The following is a 23,639-nucleotide window of genomic DNA, read 5'->3' as shown; positions in this document are numbered from 1 at the left end:
ATAGAGCACCCGCGCCTCTGTCTCGGAGGCGCAGGCCCCTATCAGAGTGGAAGCTCATCTTATGCTTGTTTGTGGGCAAATCTGCGGCTCGCATCAGCAGAGCGCGATCACATTATCTTTTTCAAATGCACGAGGAACAAAGCCTGCTCCCGCGCATTCGGTGAGCGCGTTGCTTCAGCGGCCGGCTGGCGCTGACCAGCCCGAATATTGCCAAGCCGGCTGCGCGACGGCGTTACGGGCATTGCGGAATTGCTCGGTCGTTGCGCGCGGTGCTTTGCGAGCGTGGTGCTGCGGCTGCGCAGCCAAGGCTTGCGAGCCCAAGGCTTGCGAGCCCAAGGCTTGCGACCCCAAGGCTTGCGACACTAAGGCCTGCGACGCTGATACTGCGATCAGCGTCATCGTGACGGTGCTCAAAATGATCTTGCGCATGTTGGTCTCCTCGGTCTGGCAAAGGCCCTGCGAAGCAATGCGTGCTTCGTTGCGGCGTGCCGAGGATGTAGCGCTGGAGAAGGGGCCGGATAATCTGTGCAAAACCAGAAAGACTACCCAGCCGGAGCGGACAATCGTCCGCTCCAATCGTTGATTGCGCTCGCCGATAGCGACGCGATCAGTACTTCCGGTACAGCCCGATCAGCTTGCCCTGGATCTTGACCCGGTTGGGCGGCAGGATGCGAACCTCATAGGCCGCGTTGGCCGGCTCGAGCGCGATCGAGGCGCCGCGACGGCGGAAACGCTTGAGTGTCGCTTCCTCGTCGTCGATCAGGGCGACCACGATGTCGCCGGTATCGGCGCTCTCGTTGCGCTGGATCAGCGCCATGTCGCCATCGAGAATGCCGGCCTCCACCATGGAGTCGCCGCGCACTTCGAGCGCGTAGTGCTCGCCCGAGCCGAGCATGTCGGGCGGGACGCTGATGGTGTGGCTGCGGGTTTGCAAAGCCTCGATCGGCGTGCCGGCCGCGATCCGGCCCATCACGGGCACTGCGACTGGACGCTCACCCTCGTCGGCCGGCAGGCTCGACGCCGGGCGCACCTTGCCGAGATTGCCCTCGATGACGCTCGGCGTGAAGCCGCGGCGGCTGCCAGCGGCGGCCTGGAGTTCGGGCAGCTTGATCACCTCGATGGCGCGGGCGCGGTTGGGCAGGCGGCGGATGAAGCCGCGCTCCTCGAGCGCAGTGATCAGGCGATGGATGCCTGATTTCGAGCGCAGATCGAGCGCATCCTTCATCTCGTCGAAGGAGGGCGGCACGCCGCTTTCCTTCAGGCGTTCACTGATGAACCGCAGGAGCTCGTACTGTTTGCGCGTTAACATCTCGACCAAAATCCCCCGGTTGATGTCGTTCGATTCCGAGACGCTGAAGTCAGCAATAAGCCGCTACACGCTCGAAACAAATCATGAACGGACACTATATGTTCGATACATGTTCCGCAACTGCTTAATTTACCGTGAACGCGGCAAAGTTCGCGGAACGGTTGCGAACGCCGCGCTCAAACGAGCAGTCGCAGCACCTCGCAGGGCGCTCCCGCTTCGGCCCTCGGCGCGAACGGGGCGCGCACGAGAAGTGCCTGTGCCGCAGCGAGATTCGCAAGCAGCGAGGAGTCCTGGTGATTGACGGGAAGGGCGATCAGCGTGCCGTCATCACGCACATCCAGGCGGGCGCGCAGATAGTCCTCGCGCTGGTCATTGGCGCCGACGTCGCGGCCGAGCACGGCGCGTTCGCGGCGGTGATGAACCATCGAACGGCCCGACAACGCACGAATCAGCGGCACCATGAACAGGAAGGCGCAAACGTAGGATGACACGGGATTGCCGGGCAGGCCGATTACGCGCATCGCCCCGAGCTGCCCGTTCATCATCGGCTTGCCCGGCCGCATCGCGATTTTCCAGAACGCCATCGAGGTGCCTTCGTCGCGGAGCGCCTGCTGCACCAGATCGTGGTCGCCGACCGAAGCGCCGCCCGTCGTGATCAGGATGTCGGCGCCGGATTCGCGCGCGCGGCGGATGCCGGCGGTGGTGGCGGCAAGCGTGTCGGCGGCAATCCCAAGGTCGATGGTGTCGGCCCCCTCGCTGCGAGCGAGCGCATGCAGGGCGTAGCCGTTGGAATAAACGATCTGGCCATGACCAGGCGTCGTGCCCGGCATCACCAGCTCGTCGCCGGTGGCAAGAATCGCGACCTTCGGACGGCGGCTGACCGCCAATTGCGGGTGGTTCATGCCGGCGGCGAGCGCGAGGTCGCGCTCGGTCAGCCGCGCGCCTTTGCGCAGCAGCACGTCACCCTCGCGGAAGTCGATGCCGGCAGGGCGGATGTGCCGCCCGGCGATGGCGGCCTCCTTGATCGCGATGCGCTTGCCGTCGGCGACGGTGTCCTCCTGGATCACGACCGCATCGGCGCCGTCGGGAACGACACCGCCGGTGAAGATTCGTACGGCTTCGCCGGCGCCGACAGTTCCTGCAAACGGACGGCCGGCAGCGACCTCGCCAATGACGTTGAGCTGCGCATCGACCCTGGCGGCGTCGGCCGCGCGGACGGCATAGCCGTCCATCGCGGACATCGCCAGCGGCGGCTGCGTCCTGCGCGATGCGACGTCGCGCGCGAGCACGCGGTGGAAGGCCGCATCGAGCGCGACCGATTCCTCGGGCAGCGGGTCCGCACCGGCGAGCACGGCAGCGAGCGCATCGGAAACCGGCATGAGGGCCACGGCTGAAAGCTCCTGCTTGGCAACGCGACAATCTGGTCGCGGCCAGCGTTCTAGCCGACTGGGGCCGTTGAGGCAAAACGGATGTGCATACGCACGGATGCAGCTATTTCTGGAGCAAAAGCCGCACCAGCTCGGCCTGTCGCCCCACGCCGGTCTTGTCGAAGATCTTCGACAGATGGCTGCGCGCGGTTCCGTCCGCGATGCCGAGCCGTTCGGCCGTGGCTTTGCGGCCGCCGCCCTTGACGATCTCGAGCGCGAAGGCCGCTTCGGCACGGGTCAGGCCGTAACGCGCGCGTAGGGCGTCGAGTCTTGATCTCGCGTCCGGCTCGGGGTCGGTGATCAGCACCATCGCACTCGATCGCCAGCCGGAGGCGAGCGACACCGAGCTCTCCGCCCAATCGCTGCCGACCGGCGTTACCTGCACGTGCAGCGGCATGCGGCCGGGAAGCCGCCGCAGGCTCATCTCTCCTCCGATGCGATCGGGATTATCGATGCTGCACGAGCCGACCAGCGTTTGCAGACAACGGCTATCGTCGCTGTTGATGGCGCTCAGCGCGCCCGCCTCGATCACGATGCTATCGGCGGCGTCGAGCCATTCGCGCGCGCGACGATTGACGAAGATCGGGCGCGCCTGGGCGTCTGCGAGAACGAAGCCCTGATCGAGCCCGTCGAGGCCTGCCAGCGCAGCGCGGCCGGTGATGTCGAGCTGGTGGGTACGGCGCTGGATCGCAACGGCGCGTACGAGATGCTGCGCCAATGTCGCAAACAGCCGCCGTGCCTTGTCGTCATACGGAGGCAAATCGGAGGGCCGGTGGCTGGTCAGAATGCCTGTGGCGTTGTGATCGACCAGCAGATTCGTCGTCAACGGTTCGGTGTCGAAACCGCCCGGCTGCCACCATTCGTTGTAGAAATCGCTGCGGGTGAACTCATCGCGTGTGATGAAGTCGCCGATGGTGAAGACCTCGCCGGGCGTCCGGCCGATGCCAAGCGGCAACAGGGGATTGCGCGGGGCCCAGCCGAGTAGCTCTTGCACGCGGTCGGGGTCGATGCGTGGCGACAGCAGGCTGGAGAGGCCGCTTGCGGGATCAAAGACGCCGAACAGGGTACGGCCGCCGATGGCGTCGTCGATGCGCGTCAGCACATGTTCCCAGCGGCTTCCGTCGAGCGCAACCTCGTAGATGGCGCCGATGAGGTCCAATACGGATTCGTTGGAAATATCGTCCGTACCCAAGACAAATGCCTCAAAATGCAATGAGGCATCTCAGCGCAGCGTCACGGAACGAGCAAGAGCAGAAAAGCGGCAGTCGTGCCGATGTTGCCGCAAAGCCGCACCCCATTGGCATTCCCGACGCAATCATCGACGCATCCGACAAACGTCAGATGCCTCCATGTCCGGGCTTTGCAACATTTCCGAAAGGACATCATTCCTGCGATTCAGGGGACGGGGGCGAAAGTGTCGATTTCCGCAATCCATCGGGGTCGCAAGACCTTCATTCCGGTGATCCGGAGCCTGTCTCGCAAAGCCGGCTTGCTGGCAAGCAGCATGCTCACCAGCGTGGGCGTGCTTGGCGCCGGAGTGGCGCTATATCCCTCGGCAGCTCTTTCTGCCGACTACGCCGCCGGCGGCGGCGTGATCAACGCGCCCAGCGGCAACGCGACAGCGGTTGGCAGCGGCGCGACCACGACCGGCAACTTTGCGACAGCCTATGGTGCGGGCAGCATCGCGAACGGCACGTTCGCGACCGCGACTGGACCGGGCAGCACCGCAAACGGAACCAACGCGACCGCGACTGGAGCGTCCAGCCTCGCGGACGGCACCTATGCGACGGCGACGGGACAAAACAGCGTAGCGAACGGGACCTCGGCGACGGCGACGGGTACCTTCAGCGCCGCCGTTGGAACCCTCGCGACCGCAACCGGAGAGCAAAGCCGCGCAGACGGGACCAACGCGACCGCGACTGGACAGTTCAGCCTCGCCAACGGCACCTATGCAACGGCGACGGGACAAGCCAGCAACGCAAACGGGACCAACGCGACGGCGACAGGACAAGGCAGCGTCGCGAACGGCGTGGACGCGACCGCGACCGGTAGTCTAAGCAAGGCGAATGGCTTTGACGCAACGGCAACAGGGATTCAAAGTGCTGCGAATGGCACCTTCGCGACTGCGACGGGCGCCCAGAGCGTCGCCCACGGCGACAACGCGACCGCGACCGGCCAAGACAGTTTCGCAAATGGCGATTTCGCAACCGCGACTGGTCAAGGCAGCATCGCCAATGGCTTGACAGCCAGTGCGTTCGGCCAGGGTAGCAACGCGACCGGCGACGCCACCACCGCGATTGGCCAAGCCAGCACCGCCAGCGCCACCGGCGCGACTGCGATCGGTGCGGGCGCCACGGCTACCTTCGCCAATTCGACTGCGATCGGCGCGGGCGCGACGACATCGGCGCCCAATCAGGTCTCGATCGGCACCAGCACGAACACCTATCGCATGTCCGGCCTCACCTCGGCCGCGAGCCTTGCCGCACAATCCGGCCCGACGCAGGTGGTTACAACGGATGCCGCCGGGCATCTGGCCGCCGCAAGCTTCAGCGGAGCCGATATTTCCACGCTGCAGTCCAACGTCTCCACGTTGCAGACGCAAATGCGGCAGGCGTTCGAGGGCACCGCGATCGCCATTGCCATGGGCGGCTCGGCACTGCCATCGGACAAGCGGTTTGCGGTCTCCACCAATTGGGGCACGTTCCGCGGGCAGAACGCCATGAGCTTGGGCGCCCAGATGCGCCTCAACCAGTATGTCGTGCTCAACGGCGGCGTCGCGGCCGGGTTCGCGCAAGGCGGCGTCGGTGGACGCGCCGGAGTGACGGTTGCGTGGTGACGGCGGCGTGTTGAGCGGAAAGCAACGGGGGTGGCGGGCTTTGATGCTTGCGGCTGCGCTGACGGCGGCGGCCGCCGCCGCCGGCCATGCGGAAACGCCCCCGCCGGCGCCAAAACCCGCGCAGATCGACCGCAACGGCGTGCTGATGCTGGTCCGCTCTTCGCTGCTCGCACTCGACCACGCCAACAAGACCGGCAACTACACCGTGCTGCGCGATATCGGCGCGCCCGGTTTCCAAGTCAACTCGGCTGCGCGGCTGGGCGAGATTTTCGCCAAGCTGCGCAACGACAATCTCGATCTCTCGGGTGTCGCCGTTATCGATCCGCAGCTCAACCTGCTGCCGCAGATCGAGGCCAACGGATTGATGCATTTGGCCGGCTTCTTTCCGTCGGTCCCGAACCAGGTCAATTTCGACCTGGCCTTCGCGCCGGTGAACGGACAGTGGCGGTTGTTCGGGATCTCGGTCTCGATTGGACAGAGCGGGCCGGCAGCGCCGACCCCGCCCGAGCCGCGTGTTGAGCAAAAGCAGACCCCGACAAATGCCAGCAAGCAGCCTGCGGCGGTCGCAAAGTCCGCACCGGCGACCAAGCCGCCGGAGAACGCCTCGAAATAGACGCAGCAACTCGGCCAGACGAGCGAGAAATGTTACCCGACGAAGCGCTGAAATCGATGAAAGTGATGTTTGCGACGCCTTGCTACATCTCGGCCGTCAGCATGCACTACGTCACCAGCATTTTCGAGCTGACCCATCACTGCAACCGGTTCGGGCTGCAATGCATTCTGCACATGCATTCGGAAAGCCTGATCACCCGCTCGCGCAACAAGATGGTGATCAAGTTCCTCTCCGACGAGACGCTCACCCATCTGTTCTGGATCGATTCTGATCTCGCCTTCACGCCGCAATCGGTCTGCCGCCTGCTCCTGATCGATCGCGACGTGACCGCCGGCATCTATCCGATGAAGAACTTCAACTGGCCGGAGGGAGGACTGCCGGCGGGAACGACCCGGCAGCAATTCGAGGATCGCTATACCGAATACCCCTTCAACCCAATCGGCCATGGCGTCGAGCGCATCAGCACCTATGCAGATGCCGATGGTTTTGCTGAGGTGGCGGAGGCGCCGACCGGATTCTTGTGCGTCAAGCGTGACGTGTTCAAGCAGATGATGGAGAAATATCCGGAGCTGAACTACGTCCCGGACGGCCCGCCGAATAATCCGCTGGCGCATCTGCATTGGCTGTTCTTCGACTGCATGGTCGATCCGGATTCCGGCCGCTATCTCTCAGAGGACTATGCGTTCTGCCGCCGCTGGCGCGACATCGGCGGCAAGATATGGGTCGACCTGCAGTGCAAGTTGCTCCATCTCGGTCAGCACAATTTCCGCGGCGACCTCGAGGCGAGCCTGAGGCTTCAGGGCCGCTGGTGAGCCGGGGTACGCCCGAAGGGGCCGACGCGGCTCACCAGACGCAGGGACTGCTGAATTCGGGATGAGAAAAACGAATTGAAAGCAGCATGGCCAGAAGACGGCGGTCAGGCTGTCCCCGTTCCATGATCAGGATCGACATCCGGTGCCTTCAGGCTGTGATCCCCGCCGGGCATGGGATCGGCCCGAGATTTCAGATCCGCCGCTTTGCTCATCAGCTTGGCGGAAAGCTCGGAATCCGAGGTGGTCTTGGCGAACTTGACCAGCAGAGAGGCCTGCTTGGTGAGGTAGGTTTTGCCCAACACGATGATACGTCCGATGTAGAGGTTCCCAACGGACTCATTGAGTCCTGAACCGGGCATTCGTTCCGGGAACTCGGTATAAAAATGCACAAAGTGAGCTGGTTCCGCATTTTCAAGCGAAATAGTTCCTGAAACATCCAACGTGGACGGTCCGCGACTTTGCCGTCACATACCCAGCGCTCTCAGCGCGTTCCCGACATCTCCGGGAGAGGTGACATGCACCGCCGTCAGCCCGCGGGCGCGGGCGCCTTCGACGTTTTCGGCGAGGTCATCGAAGAACACGATTCGCTCCGCCGGCACGCCGATCGCAGCCACCACGTGGTCAAACGCCTCCGCGTCCGGTTTGCGCAGGCCGATGCTGGAGGACAGATACAACTCGCGGAAATGGCCGAGCAGATCGGCATACTCTTTCGAAAAATGGTCTACATGCGGGCGGTTGGTGTTGGAGAAGGCATAGAGCGGCATCTGCTTCGCCGCGCGCGGCAGCAATTCGGCAACGTCGGGCATTTCGCCGGCGAAGATCGCGTTCCAGCCCTCCAGGAACTGCGCATCCGAAATGTCGATGCCGAGCGATGAGCGCAGCGACTGGAAATAGTCCTCGTCGCTGATCTTACCGAGCTCGTGCAGCCGGTAGGCCTCGCTGTCGCGCACATAACGCGCGAGGACGGCCTCAGGCTTGCACCCGGCATGTCCTGCCCAGCAGGTGATCGCCTTGGAGAAATCGATGTCGAGCACGACGCGCCCGAGATCGAACAGAAGCGCATCCGCGCTGCCGGGAGAGAGCGATGTCATTCTATCCTTCAGTATCGGTAGGGTTCATGGTCGAACAGCGGGAACGCGCTGAACACACTCGGCGCATTGGTTGCGGCGGCCTGGTGCAGGCAGGATTTGTCGACATCCGCGAACGAGGTGGCACCGAGGAGGCCGAGGCAGCGCAGCACCTCGTCCTCCAGCAGCTCGAGCATTCGCGTCACGCCGGTCTCGCCGGCCGCCGCCAGGGCCCAGCACTGCAGCCGGCCGATGCCGACGAGGTCGGCGCCCGCTGCGATCGCCTTGACGATGTCGGTGCCGCGGCAGATGCCGCCATCCACCATGATCTTGGCGCGCCCCTTTACCGCCTCGACGATCTCGGGCAACACATGCATGGCACCGCGGCCGTGATCGAGCTGGCGGCCGCCGTGGTTGGAGACATAGATCCACTCGACGCCGTGATCGACCGCGATCTGCGCGTCCTCGGCGGTGGCGATGCCCTTGAGGATAAGCGGTATCCGGAACTTGTCCTTGACCATCTTCACGGTCCGCCACTCCAGCCCCTTCTGGAAATCGCCGCCAGTGGCGCGCAGGCGGCTTTCGCGAACGTAGCGCTTGGCGATGTCACGCTCACGACGGCTGTAATGGGCGGTGTCGACGGTCAGGCAGAAGGCGGCATATTTGGCCTTCTCGGCGCGGCTGACGACGTCGGCGACGAAGGCATCATCGCCGCGGACATAGAGCTGGTACATGCGCAGCGCATCGGGGGCGGCTTCGGCGGTCTTCTCCAGACCGGGCTCGGAGACCGAGCTCAACATGTGCGACGCCCCGAAGGTGCCGGCCGCGCGCGCGACGCTGGCGGCTCCGTGCGGGTCGAAGATTTCCAGCGCGCCAACTGGGGCGAGCACCACGGGCAAGCGCATCTTGCGGCCGAACTGCTCGACCGAGCCGGAGACCTTGCGCACGTCACGCAGCACGCGCGGGCGGAAGGCGATCTCGTCCAGGGCCATGCGATTGCGGCGCATCGTGGTCTCGGTCTCCGCGGCGCCGACGATGTAGTCCCAGGCGTTCTGGTTGAGGTTGGAACGCGCCTTCCGGATGAATTCGTGCAGGTTCTGGAACGGCTCGTTGCTGGCGCCGAGTTCGACGTTCCGTTCCGGCCGGAGCGCTTCGTTCATTGTTATCCTCCCGAGAATTTGAAGCCTTATGCCATCGGGTATCCCGTTCAGGGCTGCAAAACCATCCTAAAATCGCATAGCAGCGAGGCGTGGGCCGGCCGACCGATTCCTGCTTTGCGCGAGGTGGTTTCCGAACGTTGCCAAAAGTTTAGGTCCAGACGAAGGGATTTCTACAAGCTGCCCGCCGGCGTGGCACGCCGGCCTTGAAGAAACCGGAATGATATTGTGAGAACCGGTCTGGATCGCCATTTGCATGGCGGCTCCCAAGCCCGAACGAACTGCCCCAAGAGAACCGCGAAGCAAAAAGGCCAACCATTCCATGCGGAAAACCCTGCTGTTCCCCCTGGGCGCGCTCACCGGAGCATGCTTGACCCTCCTCGCATCCGGTCCGCATGGCGGACTATGGGCGGCGCGGGCGGCAGCGAATGCGGATGACGCCTATTCGCAGCTCAACCTGTTCGGAGAGGTGTTCGAGCGGGTGAAGGCGAGCTATGTCGAGAAACCCGACAATTCCAAGCTGATCGAAGGCGCGATCACGGGCATGGTGACCTCGCTTGATCCGCATTCCCGCTACATGAACGACAAGGCCTGGACCGAGATGCAGGAGACCACCTCCGGCGAATTCGGCGGGCTCGGCATCGAGGTCACGATGGAGGAGGGCCTGGTCAAGGTCGTCTCGCCCATCGACGACACGCCGGCGTCCAAGGCCGGCCTCATGTCCGGCGACCTCATCAGCAAGATCGATGGCGAGGCCGTGCAGGGCATGACGCTCGAGCAGGCCGTCAACAAGATGAAGGGGCCGGTCGACACCAAGACGAAGCTCACCATCATGCGCAAGGGCGCCGATGCGCCGCTCGATGTCGCGATCACGCGCGAGATCATCCATGTCCGCCCCGTCCGCTTCCATGTCGAGAACGGCGACATCGGCTACATCCGCGTCACCTCGTTCAACGAGCAGACCACCGACGGCCTGAAGAAGGCGATCGCCTCTATCTCCAAGGACGTCCCGCAGGAGAAGCTTGTCGGCTACGTGATGGACCTGCGCAACAATCCGGGCGGCTTGCTCGACCAGGCCGTGTCGGTGTCCAGCGCGTTCCTGCAGCGCGGCGAGGTCGTCTCGACCCGCGGCCGCAATCCGGAAGAGACCCAGCGCTTCACCGCGCATGGCGGCGACCTCACCAAGGGCAAGCCGCTTGTGGTGCTGGTCAACGGCGGCTCGGCGTCGGCGTCCGAAATCGTGGGCGGTGCGCTGCACGATCACAAGCGTGCCACGATCATTGGCACCCGCTCGTTCGGCAAGGGCTCGGTGCAGACCATCATTCCGCTCGGCGCCGGCAACGGCGCGCTGGCGCTGACCACGGCGCGCTACTACACGCCATCGGGCCGCTCGATCCAGGCCCAGGGCATCGCACCTGACATCGAGATCCTCCAGGACGTGCCGGCTGAGCTGAAAGGCCGCGTCGACACCATGGCGGAGTCGCAGATGCGCGGCCATCTGCAGGCCGCTGACGGCAGCGAGCAGACCGGATCGCAATCCTATGTCCCGCCGGAAGAGAAGGACGACAAGGCGCTGCACGCGGCCTACGACTTCCTGCACGGCGTCACCGTGAACGCGGCCGCCGCGAAGCCGGCGCCGAAGACCACCGTGCCGAACTAGCTGATCGAGATGCCGTAGGTGGGCAAAGGAGCGTAAGCGACGTGCCCACCGCTTCTGCGTGTGCGGGAAGACAAGAGGTGGGCACGATTCGCTTTGCCCACCCTACGAAGTATTCCATCTACGAACTAGCGGTCCTTGCTAGCCTGCCTCGCGGCGGCGAGCTTCGTTGCCGTCGCGCTGGGCGAGGCGGCTGCGATGGAGCGCGAACAGCTCCACGACCTTGTCGGCCGGCTTTGCGGCGCTGAACAAATAGCCCTGCATCTCGGTGCAGCCGAGCGTGCGCAGCAGCCGCTGCTGTTCCTCGGTCTCGACGCCTTCGGCCGTGGTCGCCATGCGGCGGGCGCTGGCGAGGTTGACCACGGCCTGTACGATGCTGGCAGAGCCGTCGGGGCCTGCGATGTCGTTGACGAAGCAGCGGTCGATCTTGATCTTGTCGAACGGGAAGCGGTGCAGATAGCTCAGCGAGGAGTAGCCGGTGCCGAAATCGTCGAGCGCGATGCGGACGCCGATGGCGCGGAGCTGGTGCAGGATCGCAAGCGCGGTCTCGTCGTCGCGGATCAGCACGGCCTCGGTGATCTCGAGCTCGAGCCGGCTCGCCGGCAGATTGGAGGCGGCCAGCGCCGCCATGATCTTCAGCGCCAGCGTGCCGCTCTTGAACTGCACCGGCGAGACGTTGACGGCGAGGCGGATGTCGTCGGGCCAGCCGGCGGCGTCGCGGCAGGCAGTCGCCAGCACCCATTCGCCGATCTCGTTGATCAGCCCGGTATCCTCGGCAATCGGGATGAACTCGGCCGGCGAAACCATGCCGCGCTCGGGGTGGCGCCAGCGCACCAGCGCCTCGCAGCCGGTGATGCGGTCGTCCTTGAGGCTGAGGCAGGGCTGGTAATAGACCTCGAGGCCGCCATGAGCGATGGCGTGGCGCAGATCGATCTCCAGCTGTCGCCGCTCGCGCACCTTGGCGTCCATTTCCGGCTCGAAGAATCGGCAGGTGCGGCGCCCGGCGGCTTTGGCGGCGTACATCGCCATGTCCGCGTTCTTCAGGATCTGGTCCAGCGCGGTGCCGTGTCCCGGCGCCAGCGCAATGCCGATGCTGGCGTCGGTGGTGAGATGATGCCCCATGCAGTCGAATGGTGTGCGGATCGCCGCGAAGACCCGCGCGACGAGCTCGTTGACCTGGTCCTGGGAGGTCACCGCGCTCTGGACGATCGCGAACTCGTCGCCGCCGAGCCGCGCCACGAAGTCGGTGGGGCCGGCGCAGCCGCGGAGGCTCTCCGCCACCGATTTCAACAGCTCGTCGCCGACGAGATGGCCGAGCGCGTCGTTGACGCCCTTGAATTCGTCGATGTCGATGTAGTGCACCGCGAGCTCGTCGCCGTCGACGATGGCGAGCAGCTCTCCGCGCAGATGTTCGTGGAACATGGCGCGGTTCGGCAGGTCGGTCAGCGCGTCGTAATGCGCGAGATGGGTGATGCGCTCCTCGATGCGGCGACGTTCGGTGATGTCCTCATGGGTCGCGACCCAGCCGCCGTCGCCGAGCGGCTCGTTGACGATCTGGATCGAGCGGCCGTCGCCGGTATCAACGACCATGGAGTTGCGCACATGGACATCGCGCAGCACGCGTGCGACATACTGGTCCACGTCGCCCGGGAACGAACCCGTGGCCTTGCGGTGCGCGATGATGTCGAGAAAGCTGTAGCCTGGCTTCACGATCTCGGCCGACAAGCCGTACATCTCGATGTAGCGCTGGTTGCAAACCACGAGCTTTTGCGAGGCGTCGAACAGCAGCAGGCCCTGGGTCATGTTGTTGACGGCGCGGTCGAGGCGCTGCTTCTCCAGCGTCAGCCGCTCCCGGGACATGCGATGCTGCTCCACGAGCTTGCGCACGATCGCGATCAGCACGCCGGCGATCGCGAGCGCGGAGGCGCAGGCGACCGAAATCAGGATGCCGATCTGCTCGCGCCAGTCGGCAAGCGCCGCCGCGCGCGTGGTCGTCGCCATCATCAGGATCGGGAAGTGGGGCAGGGCACGCGCCGAGACCAGCCGGTCCTCGCCGTCGACCGGGCTCACGAAACGTCCGGCGAAGTGATCGAGCGTGAAGATCTTTTGCCGCTCGAACGAGCCGTTCCTGAAATTGTGTCCCATTATCTCGCTGGAATGCGGGAAGCGGGCAAGCAAAGTGCCGTCGCGATGCAGCATCGAGATCGTCGCGCCTTCGCCGAGCATGACGGTCTCGAAGAATTTCTCGAAATTGGCCGGCTCGATGCCCCGTCCGACGATGCCCATGAACTCGCCGTGCGGTCCCATGATCTTGCGCACGATCAGGATGGTCCAGGCGCCGGAGATGCGGCTGTGCACCGGTTCGATCAGCACGTCGGGCGCCTGCGGATCGTATCGGAAGGTGCGATAATAAGAGCGGTCGGAAACGTTGACCTTCGGGGCCGGCCATGCCGTCGAGGAATTAATGACATTGCCGTCGGCGTCGATGATGTTGACGCCGCCCATGTAAGGCAGCGCCTCGATCTTCGAACGCAGCATTTGGTGCACGTCCTGGCCGGCGAGGCGCCCGCGATAGTCCTCCGCGGTCGTGATTCCGCTCGCGCGCACATGGCCGACGAAATCCTTCTGGATGACCGCGAAATCCTGCAATTGCTGATCGAAATGATGGGCGAGCAGCAGCACGGTGTTTTCCAGCTCACGGCCGGAGTTGCGTAGCGCGCGCTCGCGGAAGTTCTGCGCCATCAGCACCGCGCCGACGGCGATCGCAGCGATCAGGAGTGTGCCGCCCACCACCAGCCAGCGGATCGGTCCGCTGCGGACGAAGGCCTGGTCAAGGAGGCGACTGCCGTATCCCGTCATCATGTCGTCGCTGCCGTACACACGTCAGGGTCAATTCATGACCCCCGTACATCCGTCGGTTTACAGGATCGATGTGGAGGCGACGTTAGGAAGCGGGGTTAACGCGGCATAAACCGCAACACACAAATGCAATCGATGCGCATGGCGTGATCAGGCGCGGTAGTGGCCCGACTTGCCGCCGAGCTTCTCGACGAGCCGGATGCCCTCGATGCGGACGCCGCGCTCCACCGCCTTGATCATGTCGTAGATGGTGAGACAGGCGACAGAGACCGCCGTCAGCGCTTCCATCTCGACGCCGGTGGGGCCGGTCACCTTGACGCTGGCACGCACCACACAGCCCGGCAGCTTCGCGTCGGGCTCGATGTCGACCGTGACTTTCGACAGCGCGAGCGGATGACAGAGTGGGATCAGCTCGGAGGTGCGTTTCGCCGCCATGATTCCGGCGATGCGCGCGGTGCCGAGCACGTCGCCCTTCCTGGCATTGCCGGAGACGATCAGGTCGAGCGTCGCCCTTTCCATGACGACGCATCCTTCGGCGACGGCGAGCCGCTCGGTTGCGGTCTTGTCCGAGACGTCGACCATCCGCGCCTCGCCGGAGGCGCTGATATGGGTGAGGGCAGGGCTCGCCTTGTTCGACGGCTTGGTCTTCTGCTTGGTCTTGGACGGCTTGCGCGCCATCAGCGCGCGCCTGTGGCGCGGGCCTTGGACTCGCGCGCGAGCAGCGCGCGCGTCGCCGCGGTGACGTCGGCCTGCCGCATCAGGCTCTCGCCGACCAGGAAAGTCGACATGCCGACGCGCTCGAGCCGGGCGAGGTCGGCAGGCGTGAAGATGCCGCTCTCGCCGACCATCAGCCGCTCGTCGGGGATCAGCGGCGCCAGCGTCTCGCTGGTCGCAAGCGTGGTCTCGAAGGTGCGCAGATTGCGGTTGTTGACCCCGATCATCGGCGAACGCAGCTTCAGCGCGCGATCAAGCTCGGCGCCGTCATGGATCTCGATCAGCACGTCCATGCCATAGGCGATGGCAGCGTCTTCGAGGTCCCTGGCGGTGGCGTCGTCGAGCGCGGCCATGATGATGAGAATGCAATCGGCGCCATGCGCGCGGGCCTCGACCACCTGATAGGTGTCGAACAGGAAATCCTTGCGCAGCACCGGCAGTGACGTGGCTGCGCGCGCGGCCACCATGAAGTCGAGATGGCCCTGGAACGAGGGCGTGTCGGTCAGCACCGACAGGCAAGCCGCGCCGCCCGCCTCATAGGCCTGGGCGAGCACGGGCGGATCGAAATCTTCGCGGATCAGCCCCTTGGACGGCGAGGCCTTCTTCACCTCGGCGATCAGCGCATAGTCGCCATTGGCGTGCTTGGCCCTGATCGCGCGCACGAAACCGCGCGGCGCGCCTTGCGCATCGGCCTTTGCCTCCACCGCCGCGAGCGGCTGCGCGCGCTTGGCTGCGGCAATCTCCTCGCGCTTGTAGGCTTCGATCTTGGTCAGGATATCAGACATGACAGGCTCAGCTGTTCGAGACCGCGATCAGATGCTTCAGCCGCGCGCTCGCCGCGCCGCTGTCGAGCGATTTTGCTCCGATCGCGACGCCCTCCTTAAGGTCCTTGGCGCGTCCGGCGACGATGAGCGCGGCCGCGGCGTTGAGGAGTGCGACGTCGCGATAGGGGCTCGGCATGCCGTCGAGCACGCTTTGCAGCGCGATCGCATTGGCGTCGGCATCGCCCCCCTTGAGTGCACCGGGCTCGCAGCGCGACAGGCCGGCGTCCTCGGGCGTCACCTCGAAATTCCTGATCTCGCCATTGTGGAGTGCGGAGACGAAGCTCGGGCCAGTGAGGGTGATCTCGTCCAGCCCGTCGGAGCCGTGCACCACCCAGGCGGATTCGGAGCCGAGGTTCTTCAGCACCTGCGCCAGCGGCTGCACCCATTGCCGCGAGAACACCCCGACCATCTGCCGCTTCACGCCGGCGGGGTTGGACAGCGGGCCGAGCAGATTGAAGATCGTGCGCGTCGCGAGCTCGACCCGGGTCGGGCCGACGTTCTTCATGGCGGGATGATGAGCCGGCGCGAACATGAAGCCGATGCCGCATTCGCGCACGCAGCGCCCGACCTGCTCGGGCTTGAGGTCGATCTTCACGCCGAGCGAGGCCAGCACGTCGGCGGCGCCCGAGCGCGAGGACAGCGCGCGGTTGCCATGCTTGGCCACGGGGAGGCCCGTGCCCGCGACGATGAACGACGCGCAGGTCGAGACGTTGACCGAGCCGGAGCCGTCGCCGCCGGTGCCGACGATGTCGACGGCGTCCGCAGGCGCATCGACCGTGAGCATCTTCGAGCGCATCGCCGTGACCGCGCCGGTGATCTCGTCCACGGTCTCGCCGCGCACCCGCAGCGCCATCAGCAGGCCGCCCATCTGCGAGGGCGTAGCCTCGCCGGACATCACGGCGTCGAAGGCGGAAGCGGCCTCGTCACGCGACAGGCTGGCGCCGGTCGCCACTTTTCCAATGATCGATTTCAGGTCGTCCATCGCGTGCTTTCAACTCACTGGTTCGCGCCGGTCACCTGCGCGAAGGCGGCCTGATTGATGGTGGTCCCGATGTCGGCTTCAAGCTTGTTGACGTAGGAAGCAACCTGCTCGTCGGTCAACGACCGGTCGGTGCTGTCCTTCAGCTTCTTGACGGCGTCGGAGGCCGTGTCGGCCGCGGGATCGACGATGTCGGTGACGCGGTAGACGATGACTTCGCCGCCGCCGGTCACGGGCGCCTGTCCGACGCCGTCCTTGGCGGTGCGGAAAGCGGCCGCAACGATGTTCGCGGGCACGCTGGCAGGCGTGTCGTCGCGCTTGAAGCCGCTGGCGGTCTCGACCTTGGCGTTGATCGCGGCCGCCTCGTCAGCGAGCCTGCCGCCCTGTTCGAGCTTCTGCACCATCTCGGTCGCCTTCGCCTTCAGCTTGGTGGCGATCTGGTCCTGGCGCCAGCGGGCCTCGACCTGGTCTCGAACCTCGTCGAGGTTGCGGTCGCGCGACGGCGTGATGGCGACCACGTCGTACCAGACATAGCCGCCCTTGAACGAGATCGGGTCGTTGTCGACGCCGACGTCGCTGTTGAAGGCCTGCGACACCACATCGAGGCCCTGCAGAATGTTGGCGACGGTCTGCCCGTTCGGCGCGCGGCCCGAGCGGTCGACGGCATCGATGGTCACGGCGGTGAGCCCGAGCTTCTGGGCGGCATCGGCGACGCTGGTGCCTGCGCCGCGCTCGTCTTCCATCTTGTCGCGGAGCTCGCCGACCTTGACGCGGGCGCGCTCGGTCGCGATCTGGCGCTTCACGTCGCCGGCAAATTTGGCGTAGTCGGCCTCGACGCCCGGCTCGATCTTGTCGACCTTGACGATCGAGACGCCGAGACGGCCCTGGATCGGCTGGCTGATCTCGCCTGCGGCAAGCGCGAAGGCGGCATCGCCGACAGCGGATTCGAGCGCGGATTTGGCCACGAGCCCGAGATCGACGTCGGTGGCGTTCAGTCCGCGCTCCTTGCCGAGGTCCTCGAAGGAGAGGCCGCCGGCGAGGCGCTCGCGCGCGGCCTGCGCGTCGGCAGCGTTCGGGAACACGATCTGGTAGATATGGCGCTTCTCCGGCGTGGAGAGCTGGTCCTTGCGCTGCTCGAACAGTTTCTTCGCGTCGTCATCTGAAACGTCGCTCCACTTGGCGATTTCCTCAGGCGAGATCACTGCGAAGACGATCTTGCGGTATTCGGGCGCGCGGAACTGGACCTTGTGATCCTCGAAATAGGCTGCGAGCGCCTCGGGCGAGGGCGCCTCGATGGTGCCTGCCTGGGCCGTGTCGAGCCTGACGAACTCGATCGCGCGCTGCTCGTTCTGGAAGCGGGTCGCGACGTCGAGCATGGCTTTCGGCGGCTCGAGGCCGGCGCCGATCGTGCCGGTGATCTGCCGGCGCAGCGCCACCTTGCGCTGTTCGGCCACGTAGCGCTGCTCGGTGTAGCCGAAATTGCGGATCAGGCTCTGGAAGCGGTTCGCGTCGAATTTGCCATCGACGCCATTGAAGTTCGGATCGTTCATGATGAGCTGTCGGATCTGCTCATCGGATTGGCCGAGCCCGAGCCGGCGTGCGTTCTCGTCGAGGGCGGCTTCCGCAATCGTCTGCTGGAGCACCTGGCGATCAAGGCCGAACGCGCGCGCCTGTTCCGGTGTCAGCGGGCGGCCGAACTGGCGGCCGATCTGCTGGAGGCGGTCGGTGTAGATCTGGCGGAACTCGTTCAGCGAAATCTCGGTGTGGCCGACCTTGGCCACCGTGGACTGTCCGAAGCCCCGGAAGATGTCGGCGATGCCCCAAATGCCGAAGCTGATGATCAACACGCCCATCACGACGGCCATGATGGTCTTGCCGACCCAGTTTGATGAGGCCTTGCGCATTCCTCGAAGCATTTGGTCCAACTTGTCTGAAAGGAGGGGAACGGGAGCGCGTCTTAATGCAGATTCCGCAGAAGCGCGTCACCAAATTGATATGCCATCATAAAGTGGCGGCTTTCCCCCCGCAACCTCAGCTCAGGCCGCCCTTCGAAGCTGCGGTTAAAGGCCCCTGGTCTCTGGAACTGCCGCGGCACCTCTGCTAGCGCATGCACAAACCTCATTTTGCTGGGAATTGACATGACCGATGCCATCCGACCGCTGATTGCCGGCAACTGGAAAATGAACGGCCTGAAGGCCGCGGCCGCCGAATTCGACGCCATGCTCAATGGCGCGGCAGCGGTGGCCGGCAAGGCCGATCTGCTGGTCTGCCCGCCGGCAACCCTGATTGCAGCCTTTGCCGACAAGGCGCACGGCAAGAAGGTCGCCGTAGGGGCCCAGGATTGCCATCCCAAGGCCTCCGGCGCCCATACCGGCGACATCGCGGCCGAAATGCTGGCGGACGCGGGCGCGACCGCCATCATTGTCGGCCATTCCGAGCGCCGCGCCGACCATGGCGAGGGCGATGTGCTGATCCGGCAGAAGGCGGAAGCCGTCTGGCGGGCAGGAGCGGTCGCGATCGTCTGCATCGGCGAGACGCAGGCCCAGCGCGATGCCGGGCAGACCCTGGACATCGTCCACGGCCAGCTCAACGGCTCGCTCCCGGACGGCTCCACCGCAGCCAATCTGGTCGTGGCCTATGAGCCGGTGTGGGCGATCGGCACGGGCCTGACTCCCACGTCCCAGGATGTCGAGCAAGTTCATGGCTTTATCCGGGAACTCCTGACGTCCCGTTTCAAGGCGGATGGGGCGGCGATGCGGATCCTGTATGGCGGCTCGGTCAAACCGTCGAACGCGGCCGAGCTGATGGCGGTCAAAAACGTCAACGGCGCGTTGGTCGGCGGTGCCAGCCTGAAAGCGGCCGATTTCCTTGCGATCGCCAAGGGCTGCCCCTAGCTAATTCGTAAAGCGCGGGGCCGTGGCCGATCGGGGGTGGCAATGCCGTTTCCGATCGTGTAACACCGCGCAACTTCAGGAAAACCCGCGAAGCGCGATCGGCTGCCGGTACCGGCGCTGTCGGCTTGTGACGGAAGGATACTATGCAGACTGTTGTCATCGTCATCCACCTCATGATCGTGGCCGTCATGATCGGTGCCGTGCTGCTCCAGAAGTCGGAAGGCGGCGGCCTCGGCATGGGCGGAGGCGCGGGCTTCATGTCGAGCCGCGGCACCGCGAATCTGTTGTCGCGCACCACCGCGGTCCTGGCTGCCGGGTTCTTCCTGACCAGCCTGTTCCTGTCCTGGTACGCCGGCTATAACCGTGCACCGTCCTCGATCATCGGCCAGCCGGCGTTGCAGACCCAGCCGGCCGGCGGTGGACCGATCACCCCGCCGACCTCGGGCGGCATTCTGGATACGCTCAAGAAGGCGGACGAGCAGCAGCAGGCCCCGGCAGCGCCGAGTGGCCCGCAGGTGCCTCGCTCGCAATAAAGCAGGGGCGCCATGCAGGGCGGTGGCTACCATCCTGCATCAACAGCCCCCATCAAGGCTCTGTCACCACTCTTAGTTTTGGCTCACCCACAGGCCCGCAGGATTCTTTGGGGCGGAATGCGAATCGCTTTGGCGAATCGGATTCGAGGGATTAGAGGTTAGGTCCCATGGCGCGGTACATATTCATCACCGGCGGCGTGGTTTCTTCGCTCGGCAAGGGTCTGGCTTCAGCGGCACTCGGTGCCCTGCTGCAGGCCCGGGGCTACAAGGTCCGCCTCCGCAAGCTCGACCCCTATCTCAACCTCGATCCCGGAACGATGTCGCCGTATCAGCACGGCGAAGTGTTCGTGACCGATGACGGCGCGGAGACCGATCTCGATCTCGGTCATTACGAGCGCTTCACCGGGCGGCCTGCGACGAAGCAGGACAACATCACGACGGGGCGCATCTATCAGGACATCATCTCGAAGGAACGCCGCGGCGATTATCTCGGCGCGACCATCCAGGTGGTGCCGCACGTCACCAACGCGATCAAGGAATTCGTCCTCTCCGGCAATGACGATTACGACTTCGTGCTGGTCGAGATCGGCGGCACCGTCGGAGACATCGAGGGCCTGCCGTTCTTCGAGGCGATCCGTCAGCTCAAGAACGAGCTGCCGCGCGATCACGCCATCTACATTCACCTCACGCTACTGCCGTACATCCCGAGCGCCGGCGAGCTGAAGACGAAGCCGACGCAGCACTCGGTGAAGGAGCTGCGTTCGATCGGCATCCAGCCGGACATCCTGCTCTGCCGCACCGATCGCGAGATCCCGAAGGAAGAGCGGCGCAAGCTCGGCCTGTTCTGTAACGTGCGCGAGAGCGCCGTGATCGAGGCGCGCGACGCCGACAGCATCTATGCCGTGCCAGAAGCCTATCACGCGGCGGGCCTCGACGACGAAGTGCTCGCCGCCTTCGGCATCGAATCGCGCATCCCGCCGGTGCTCAAGAGTTGGCACCAGATCAACGAGCGCATCCGTAATCCCGAGGGCGATGTCACCATCGCCATCGTCGGCAAATACACCGGCATGAAGGATGCGTATAAGTCGCTGATCGAGGCGCTCTCGCATGGCGGCATCGCCAACAAGGTGAAGGTCAATCTCGACTGGATCGAGAGCGAGATCTTCGAGAAGGAAGATCCGGCGCCGTTCCTCGAGCACGTCAACGGCATCCTGGTGCCCGGCGGCTTCGGCCAGCGCGGCGCGGAGGGCAAGATCAAGGCGGCGCAGTTCGCGCGCGAGCGCGACGTGCCGTATTTTGGCATCTGCTTCGGCATGCAGATGGCGGTGATCGAGGCCGCGCGAAACCTCGTCGGCATCGAGGAGGCCAACTCCACCGAATTCGGCCCGACCAAGGAGCCGCTGGTCGGCCTGATGACGGAGTGGCTGCGCGGCAACGAGCTCGAGAAGCGCTCGCGGGCCGGCGATCTCGGCGGCACGATGCGGCTTGGCGCTTATCCCGCCGCGCTCGATCGCGGCAGCCGCGTCTCGCAGGTCTATGGCGGCGCAACCGAGATTTCGGAACGCCACCGCCACCGCTATGAGGTCAACACCGCCTACAAGGACCGTCTCGAGCAGCACGGCCTGAAATTCTCCGGCCTCTCGCCCGACGGCGTGCTGCCGGAGATCGTCGAGTACGAGGATCACCCCTGGTTCATCGGCGTCCAGTTCCACCCCGAGCTGAAGTCGCGCCCCTTCGAGCCGCACCCGCTGTTCGCCTCGTTCATCCAGGCGGCGATGGTGCAGAGCCGGTTGGTCTGATTCGTCAAGGCGAGGTGGTGAGGTCGTGCTCGCGATGCATTGCCTCGCGAGCGACCGGCACTGACGCGTTAGCTGCAACCGATCCCGCAATGAGCGTCATCTGCGGCCGCCGGGTCAGCTTGTAGACGGCAGCCGGCGGCACGTTCAGGAAGGCGCGATCGACCAGCGTCGCGCGCAGGCCGAGACGGTCGAGCACCGGCCGCGGGATCGGGCAGCTCATGCCATAGGTGAACTGGTAGAAGGCGCCGCCGGGGCGAACATAGCTGAATGCGCCGCCGAGGATCGAGACGACCTTGCGGGTCGACATGTTGAGCAGCGGCAGGCCGCTTACGACCGCGCCGACCGGCGCACCGTCATAGAGCCGCTCCGTCGCCAGCCGCGCCGCATCCATCCACAGCACGCGCGCGCCGGGGAAGCGCATCTGCAAGAGCTTCATGAAGTCCGAGCCGTATTCGATCAGCGTGAGATCCTGTGGCCTGACGCCGCGTTTCAAGAGCTTGTAGGTGAAGGCGCCGGTGCCGGGACCGAGCTCGAGGATCGGGCCGGTCTTCTCGGTGATCTCGCGCGTGATGAGATCGGCAAGTGCCGCGCCCGATGGCGCGATGGCGCCGACCCGGCGCGGCGAAGACATCCAGGAAATAAAGAAGGACAGGAAATCGTTGGGCATGCGCACTCCGGCATTTCGATTGCACCTCGGAGGATTAGAGGTGAGGCGGATGCACTGTCGCGGGAGTGGATTGCGACAGCATTGCGCTGTGAGCAACGAGGCGCGGATTGAATCAATTCTGTGGGCCTGGCCGCAGCGTCATTCTGAAGCAGGTGCCGCCGTCCACCCCGTCGGTGACCGAGACCTGTCCGCCATGCAGGAGCACGATCTCGCGCACCATGTTGAGACCGAGGCCGGCGCCGCGATCGAGCGGCGTGAGCCGGTAGAACGGTTCGAAAATCTGCTCGCGTTGGTCGCCTGGAATGCCGGCGCCCTCGTCGGTGACCTCGATGCAGGCGGGCTTGCTCACGCGAATGCCGATCGTGCCGCGGCGAGGGCCGTGCTGGATCGCGTTCTGCACGAGATTGGTCAGCGCGCGCTCCAGCGCGGCGGCATCGCCGATCGTCTCGATAAGTGTCGCGGGCGCATCGAGCTCCAGCTCGTAGCCCGCGGCGATCGCGAGCGGTGCGAGGTCGGCGGCCGCGCTTTGAGCCATCGCGACGAGGTCGACGCGCGTGAAGGGATGACCGCAACGGTCGAGCCGCTGGATATCGAGCAATTGCTCGGCAAGCGTCGCCAGCCGCGCGGCATCCTCCAGCAGTCGGGTCTTGTCCGGACCGGAGGGGAGCGATTCCAGCCGCGTGTTCAGGATCGCGATCGGCGTCCGCAGCTCGTGCGCGGCATCCGCAACAAAGCGCTTGTGACGGGCATAGCCCTGATCGAGTCGCGCCAGCGCCTCGTTGACTGCGGTGACCAGCGGTACGACCTCCAGCGGAACTTTCTCCACCGACAGCCGCGCGCCGCGCTGATGGATGTCGATGCGCCGCGCTTGATCCGCGGTCGCATCCAACCCCCTGAAAGCGCGCTGCACGATCATTGGCGTCGCGATGAAGGTCGCGGTGCCCATCACGAGCAGGCCGGGCAGGGCGATGCCGAGAAACGCCAGCGAGGTCATCAACAGCGCCTTGGCGCCGGTCAGCCGTCCCTGCGTCGCCGTGATGATCTGCACATTGCCGGCATCGGTGTCGACGCGCTTCAGCCGCGCCGCCGGCTTTCGCGGGTCGTCCTCGAACATCTGCCAGCCGAGCCGCGCCTGGCTGATCTGGTCGAGGCTGCCGCCGATTGCCGCGAATTCCGCCGGCGCGGCGCCTTCAGTGAGCGAATGTCCCTGCCGGTCGCGGACCAGAAACCAGAGGTCCGGTGTCTCGGCACGCAATTGTTTCAGGTCGGGCGTCTGGCGCAGGGTCAGGTCGCCTTCAGCGTTACGCGCGAGCGCGCGCTCCACGACATCGATGACGCGATCCTCGTCGCGATCCGCGAGCACGAAGCCTGAGGCGCAGAGCGCACCGACGACAACAGCAACCAGCGCCAGCAACAGTGCGGCCTGGAGCGCAAGCAGGCGCCAGCTCAATCGCGAGCGCAGGCAATAGGGATCGTCGTGCTTGCTCATGTT

The 23,639-nt window shown here is 65.1% G+C and carries 21 protein-coding genes; 7 read left to right on the top strand and 14 right to left on the bottom strand.

Annotation, left to right across the window (positions count from 1 at the left end):
• Positions 1-174 precede the first annotated feature (174 nt).
• The 4 genes from ABID58_RS32935 to ABID58_RS32920 form a co-directional block, all read right to left on the bottom strand.
• Positions 175-429, bottom strand: a complete 255-nt coding sequence (locus tag ABID58_RS32935; RefSeq protein ID WP_148753848.1) for a hypothetical protein — start codon at positions 427-429, stop codon at positions 175-177.
• 178 nt (positions 430-607) lie between these two features.
• On the bottom strand, positions 608-1,309 hold the full coding sequence (gene lexA, locus ABID58_RS32930) for a transcriptional repressor LexA (RefSeq protein WP_148753706.1): 702 nt from the start codon (positions 1,307-1,309) through the stop codon (positions 608-610).
• 176 nt (positions 1,310-1,485) lie between these two features.
• Entirely contained in the window at positions 1,486-2,697 is a 1,212-nt protein-coding gene (locus ABID58_RS32925) for a molybdopterin molybdotransferase MoeA (RefSeq protein WP_354037035.1), read from the bottom strand.
• A gap of 103 nt (positions 2,698-2,800) precedes the next feature.
• Positions 2,801-3,928, bottom strand: a complete 1,128-nt coding sequence (locus ABID58_RS32920) for a helix-turn-helix transcriptional regulator (RefSeq protein ID WP_354037034.1) — start codon at positions 3,926-3,928, stop codon at positions 2,801-2,803.
• A gap of 312 nt (positions 3,929-4,240) precedes the next feature.
• On the opposite strand from ABID58_RS32920, the gene ABID58_RS32915 reads away from it, so the two are divergent.
• From ABID58_RS32915 to ABID58_RS32905, 3 genes are read left to right on the top strand one after another with little or no spacing between them, the layout of a single operon-like run.
• Complete coding sequence (locus tag ABID58_RS32915) at positions 4,241-5,572, top strand: YadA-like family protein (protein ID WP_354037032.1); 1,332 nt, start codon at positions 4,241-4,243, stop codon at positions 5,570-5,572.
• A 43-nt stretch (positions 5,573-5,615) separates the two neighbouring features.
• A complete protein-coding gene (locus tag ABID58_RS32910) occupies positions 5,616-6,185 on the top strand; it encodes a hypothetical protein (protein WP_246230126.1) in 570 nt (189 codons plus the stop codon).
• Positions 6,186-6,214: 29 nt separating this feature from the next.
• On the top strand, positions 6,215-6,997 hold the full coding sequence (locus ABID58_RS32905) for a hypothetical protein (RefSeq protein ID WP_354037031.1): 783 nt from the start codon (positions 6,215-6,217) through the stop codon (positions 6,995-6,997).
• Positions 6,998-7,101: 104 nt separating this feature from the next.
• Here the strand turns inward: ABID58_RS32905 and ABID58_RS32900 are convergent, their stop codons facing one another.
• Genes ABID58_RS32900 through ABID58_RS32890 form a run of 3 tightly spaced genes read right to left on the bottom strand, consistent with a single transcriptional unit; the run spans position 7,102 to position 9,224 of the window.
• Positions 7,102-7,437: a hypothetical protein gene (locus tag ABID58_RS32900; protein WP_354037030.1), complete on the bottom strand. Its 336-nt coding sequence runs from the start codon at positions 7,435-7,437 to the stop codon at positions 7,102-7,104.
• Between the two features lie 24 nt (positions 7,438-7,461).
• Complete coding sequence (locus ABID58_RS32895; protein ID WP_354037029.1) at positions 7,462-8,088, bottom strand: HAD family hydrolase; 627 nt, start codon at positions 8,086-8,088, stop codon at positions 7,462-7,464.
• Between the two features lie 8 nt (positions 8,089-8,096).
• Positions 8,097-9,224, bottom strand: a complete 1,128-nt coding sequence (locus ABID58_RS32890) for an alpha-hydroxy acid oxidase (protein WP_354037027.1) — start codon at positions 9,222-9,224, stop codon at positions 8,097-8,099.
• Between the two features lie 319 nt (positions 9,225-9,543).
• Here ABID58_RS32890 and ABID58_RS32885 point away from each other — a divergent pair, with 319 nt between their 5' ends.
• Positions 9,544-10,881, top strand: coding sequence for a S41 family peptidase (locus ABID58_RS32885; protein WP_148753713.1), 1,338 nt, complete (start codon positions 9,544-9,546; stop codon positions 10,879-10,881).
• Positions 10,882-11,019: 138 nt separating this feature from the next.
• On the opposite strand, the gene ABID58_RS32880 is transcribed toward ABID58_RS32885, so the two are convergent.
• From ABID58_RS32880 to ABID58_RS32860, 5 genes are all read right to left on the bottom strand, one after another.
• Complete coding sequence (locus ABID58_RS32880) at positions 11,020-13,740, bottom strand: bifunctional diguanylate cyclase/phosphodiesterase (RefSeq protein WP_354037025.1); 2,721 nt, start codon at positions 13,738-13,740, stop codon at positions 11,020-11,022.
• A gap of 147 nt (positions 13,741-13,887) precedes the next feature.
• The gene (moaC, locus tag ABID58_RS32875; RefSeq protein WP_354037023.1) at positions 13,888-14,415 is read right to left on the bottom strand and encodes a cyclic pyranopterin monophosphate synthase MoaC; all 528 of its coding nucleotides are present in this window, start codon (positions 14,413-14,415) and stop codon (positions 13,888-13,890) included.
• Complete coding sequence (gene trpC, locus ABID58_RS32870; protein WP_354037022.1) at positions 14,415-15,236, bottom strand: indole-3-glycerol phosphate synthase TrpC; 822 nt, start codon at positions 15,234-15,236, stop codon at positions 14,415-14,417. Before trpC ends, moaC begins: the two co-directional genes overlap by 1 nt.
• A 7-nt stretch (positions 15,237-15,243) precedes the next feature.
• On the bottom strand, positions 15,244-16,257 hold the full coding sequence (gene trpD / locus ABID58_RS32865; RefSeq protein ID WP_354037020.1) for an anthranilate phosphoribosyltransferase: 1,014 nt from the start codon (positions 16,255-16,257) through the stop codon (positions 15,244-15,246).
• Between the two features lie 14 nt (positions 16,258-16,271).
• Positions 16,272-18,170, bottom strand: coding sequence for a SurA N-terminal domain-containing protein (locus tag ABID58_RS32860; protein ID WP_354037018.1), 1,899 nt, complete (start codon positions 18,168-18,170; stop codon positions 16,272-16,274).
• Positions 18,171-18,392: 222 nt separating this feature from the next.
• Between ABID58_RS32860 and tpiA the strand changes: the two genes are divergently transcribed.
• The 3 genes from tpiA to pyrG all read left to right on the top strand — a co-directional run bounded on the left by tpiA (position 18,393) and on the right by pyrG (position 21,480).
• Positions 18,393-19,148 (top strand): triose-phosphate isomerase, encoded by a 756-nt coding sequence (tpiA, locus tag ABID58_RS32855; RefSeq protein ID WP_354037016.1) that lies wholly within the window; start codon positions 18,393-18,395, stop codon positions 19,146-19,148.
• Between the two features lie 143 nt (positions 19,149-19,291).
• On the top strand, positions 19,292-19,681 hold the full coding sequence (gene secG, locus ABID58_RS32850; protein ID WP_354037015.1) for a preprotein translocase subunit SecG: 390 nt from the start codon (positions 19,292-19,294) through the stop codon (positions 19,679-19,681).
• Between the two features lie 167 nt (positions 19,682-19,848).
• The gene (pyrG, locus tag ABID58_RS32845) at positions 19,849-21,480 is read left to right on the top strand and encodes a CTP synthase (RefSeq protein ID WP_148753721.1); all 1,632 of its coding nucleotides are present in this window, start codon (positions 19,849-19,851) and stop codon (positions 21,478-21,480) included.
• 4 nt (positions 21,481-21,484) lie between these two features.
• Here the strand turns inward: pyrG and ABID58_RS32840 are convergent, their stop codons facing one another.
• Together ABID58_RS32840 and ABID58_RS32835 are read right to left on the bottom strand one after the other, a co-directional pair.
• Positions 21,485-22,147, bottom strand: coding sequence for a class I SAM-dependent methyltransferase (locus ABID58_RS32840; RefSeq protein ID WP_354037014.1), 663 nt, complete (start codon positions 22,145-22,147; stop codon positions 21,485-21,487).
• 112 nt (positions 22,148-22,259) lie between these two features.
• Positions 22,260-23,636 (bottom strand): sensor histidine kinase, encoded by a 1,377-nt coding sequence (locus tag ABID58_RS32835; protein WP_354037012.1) that lies wholly within the window; start codon positions 23,634-23,636, stop codon positions 22,260-22,262.
• Between the last annotated feature and the right edge of the window lie 3 nt (positions 23,637-23,639).

It is taken from the genome of Bradyrhizobium sp. S3.2.6 (genome assembly GCF_040546885.1).
Taxonomy (GTDB): Bacteria; Pseudomonadota; Alphaproteobacteria; order Rhizobiales; family Xanthobacteraceae; genus Bradyrhizobium; species Bradyrhizobium cytisi.
Note: the sequence above shows the minus strand (reverse complement) of the source record. Positions and strands in the feature narration are given on the sequence as shown.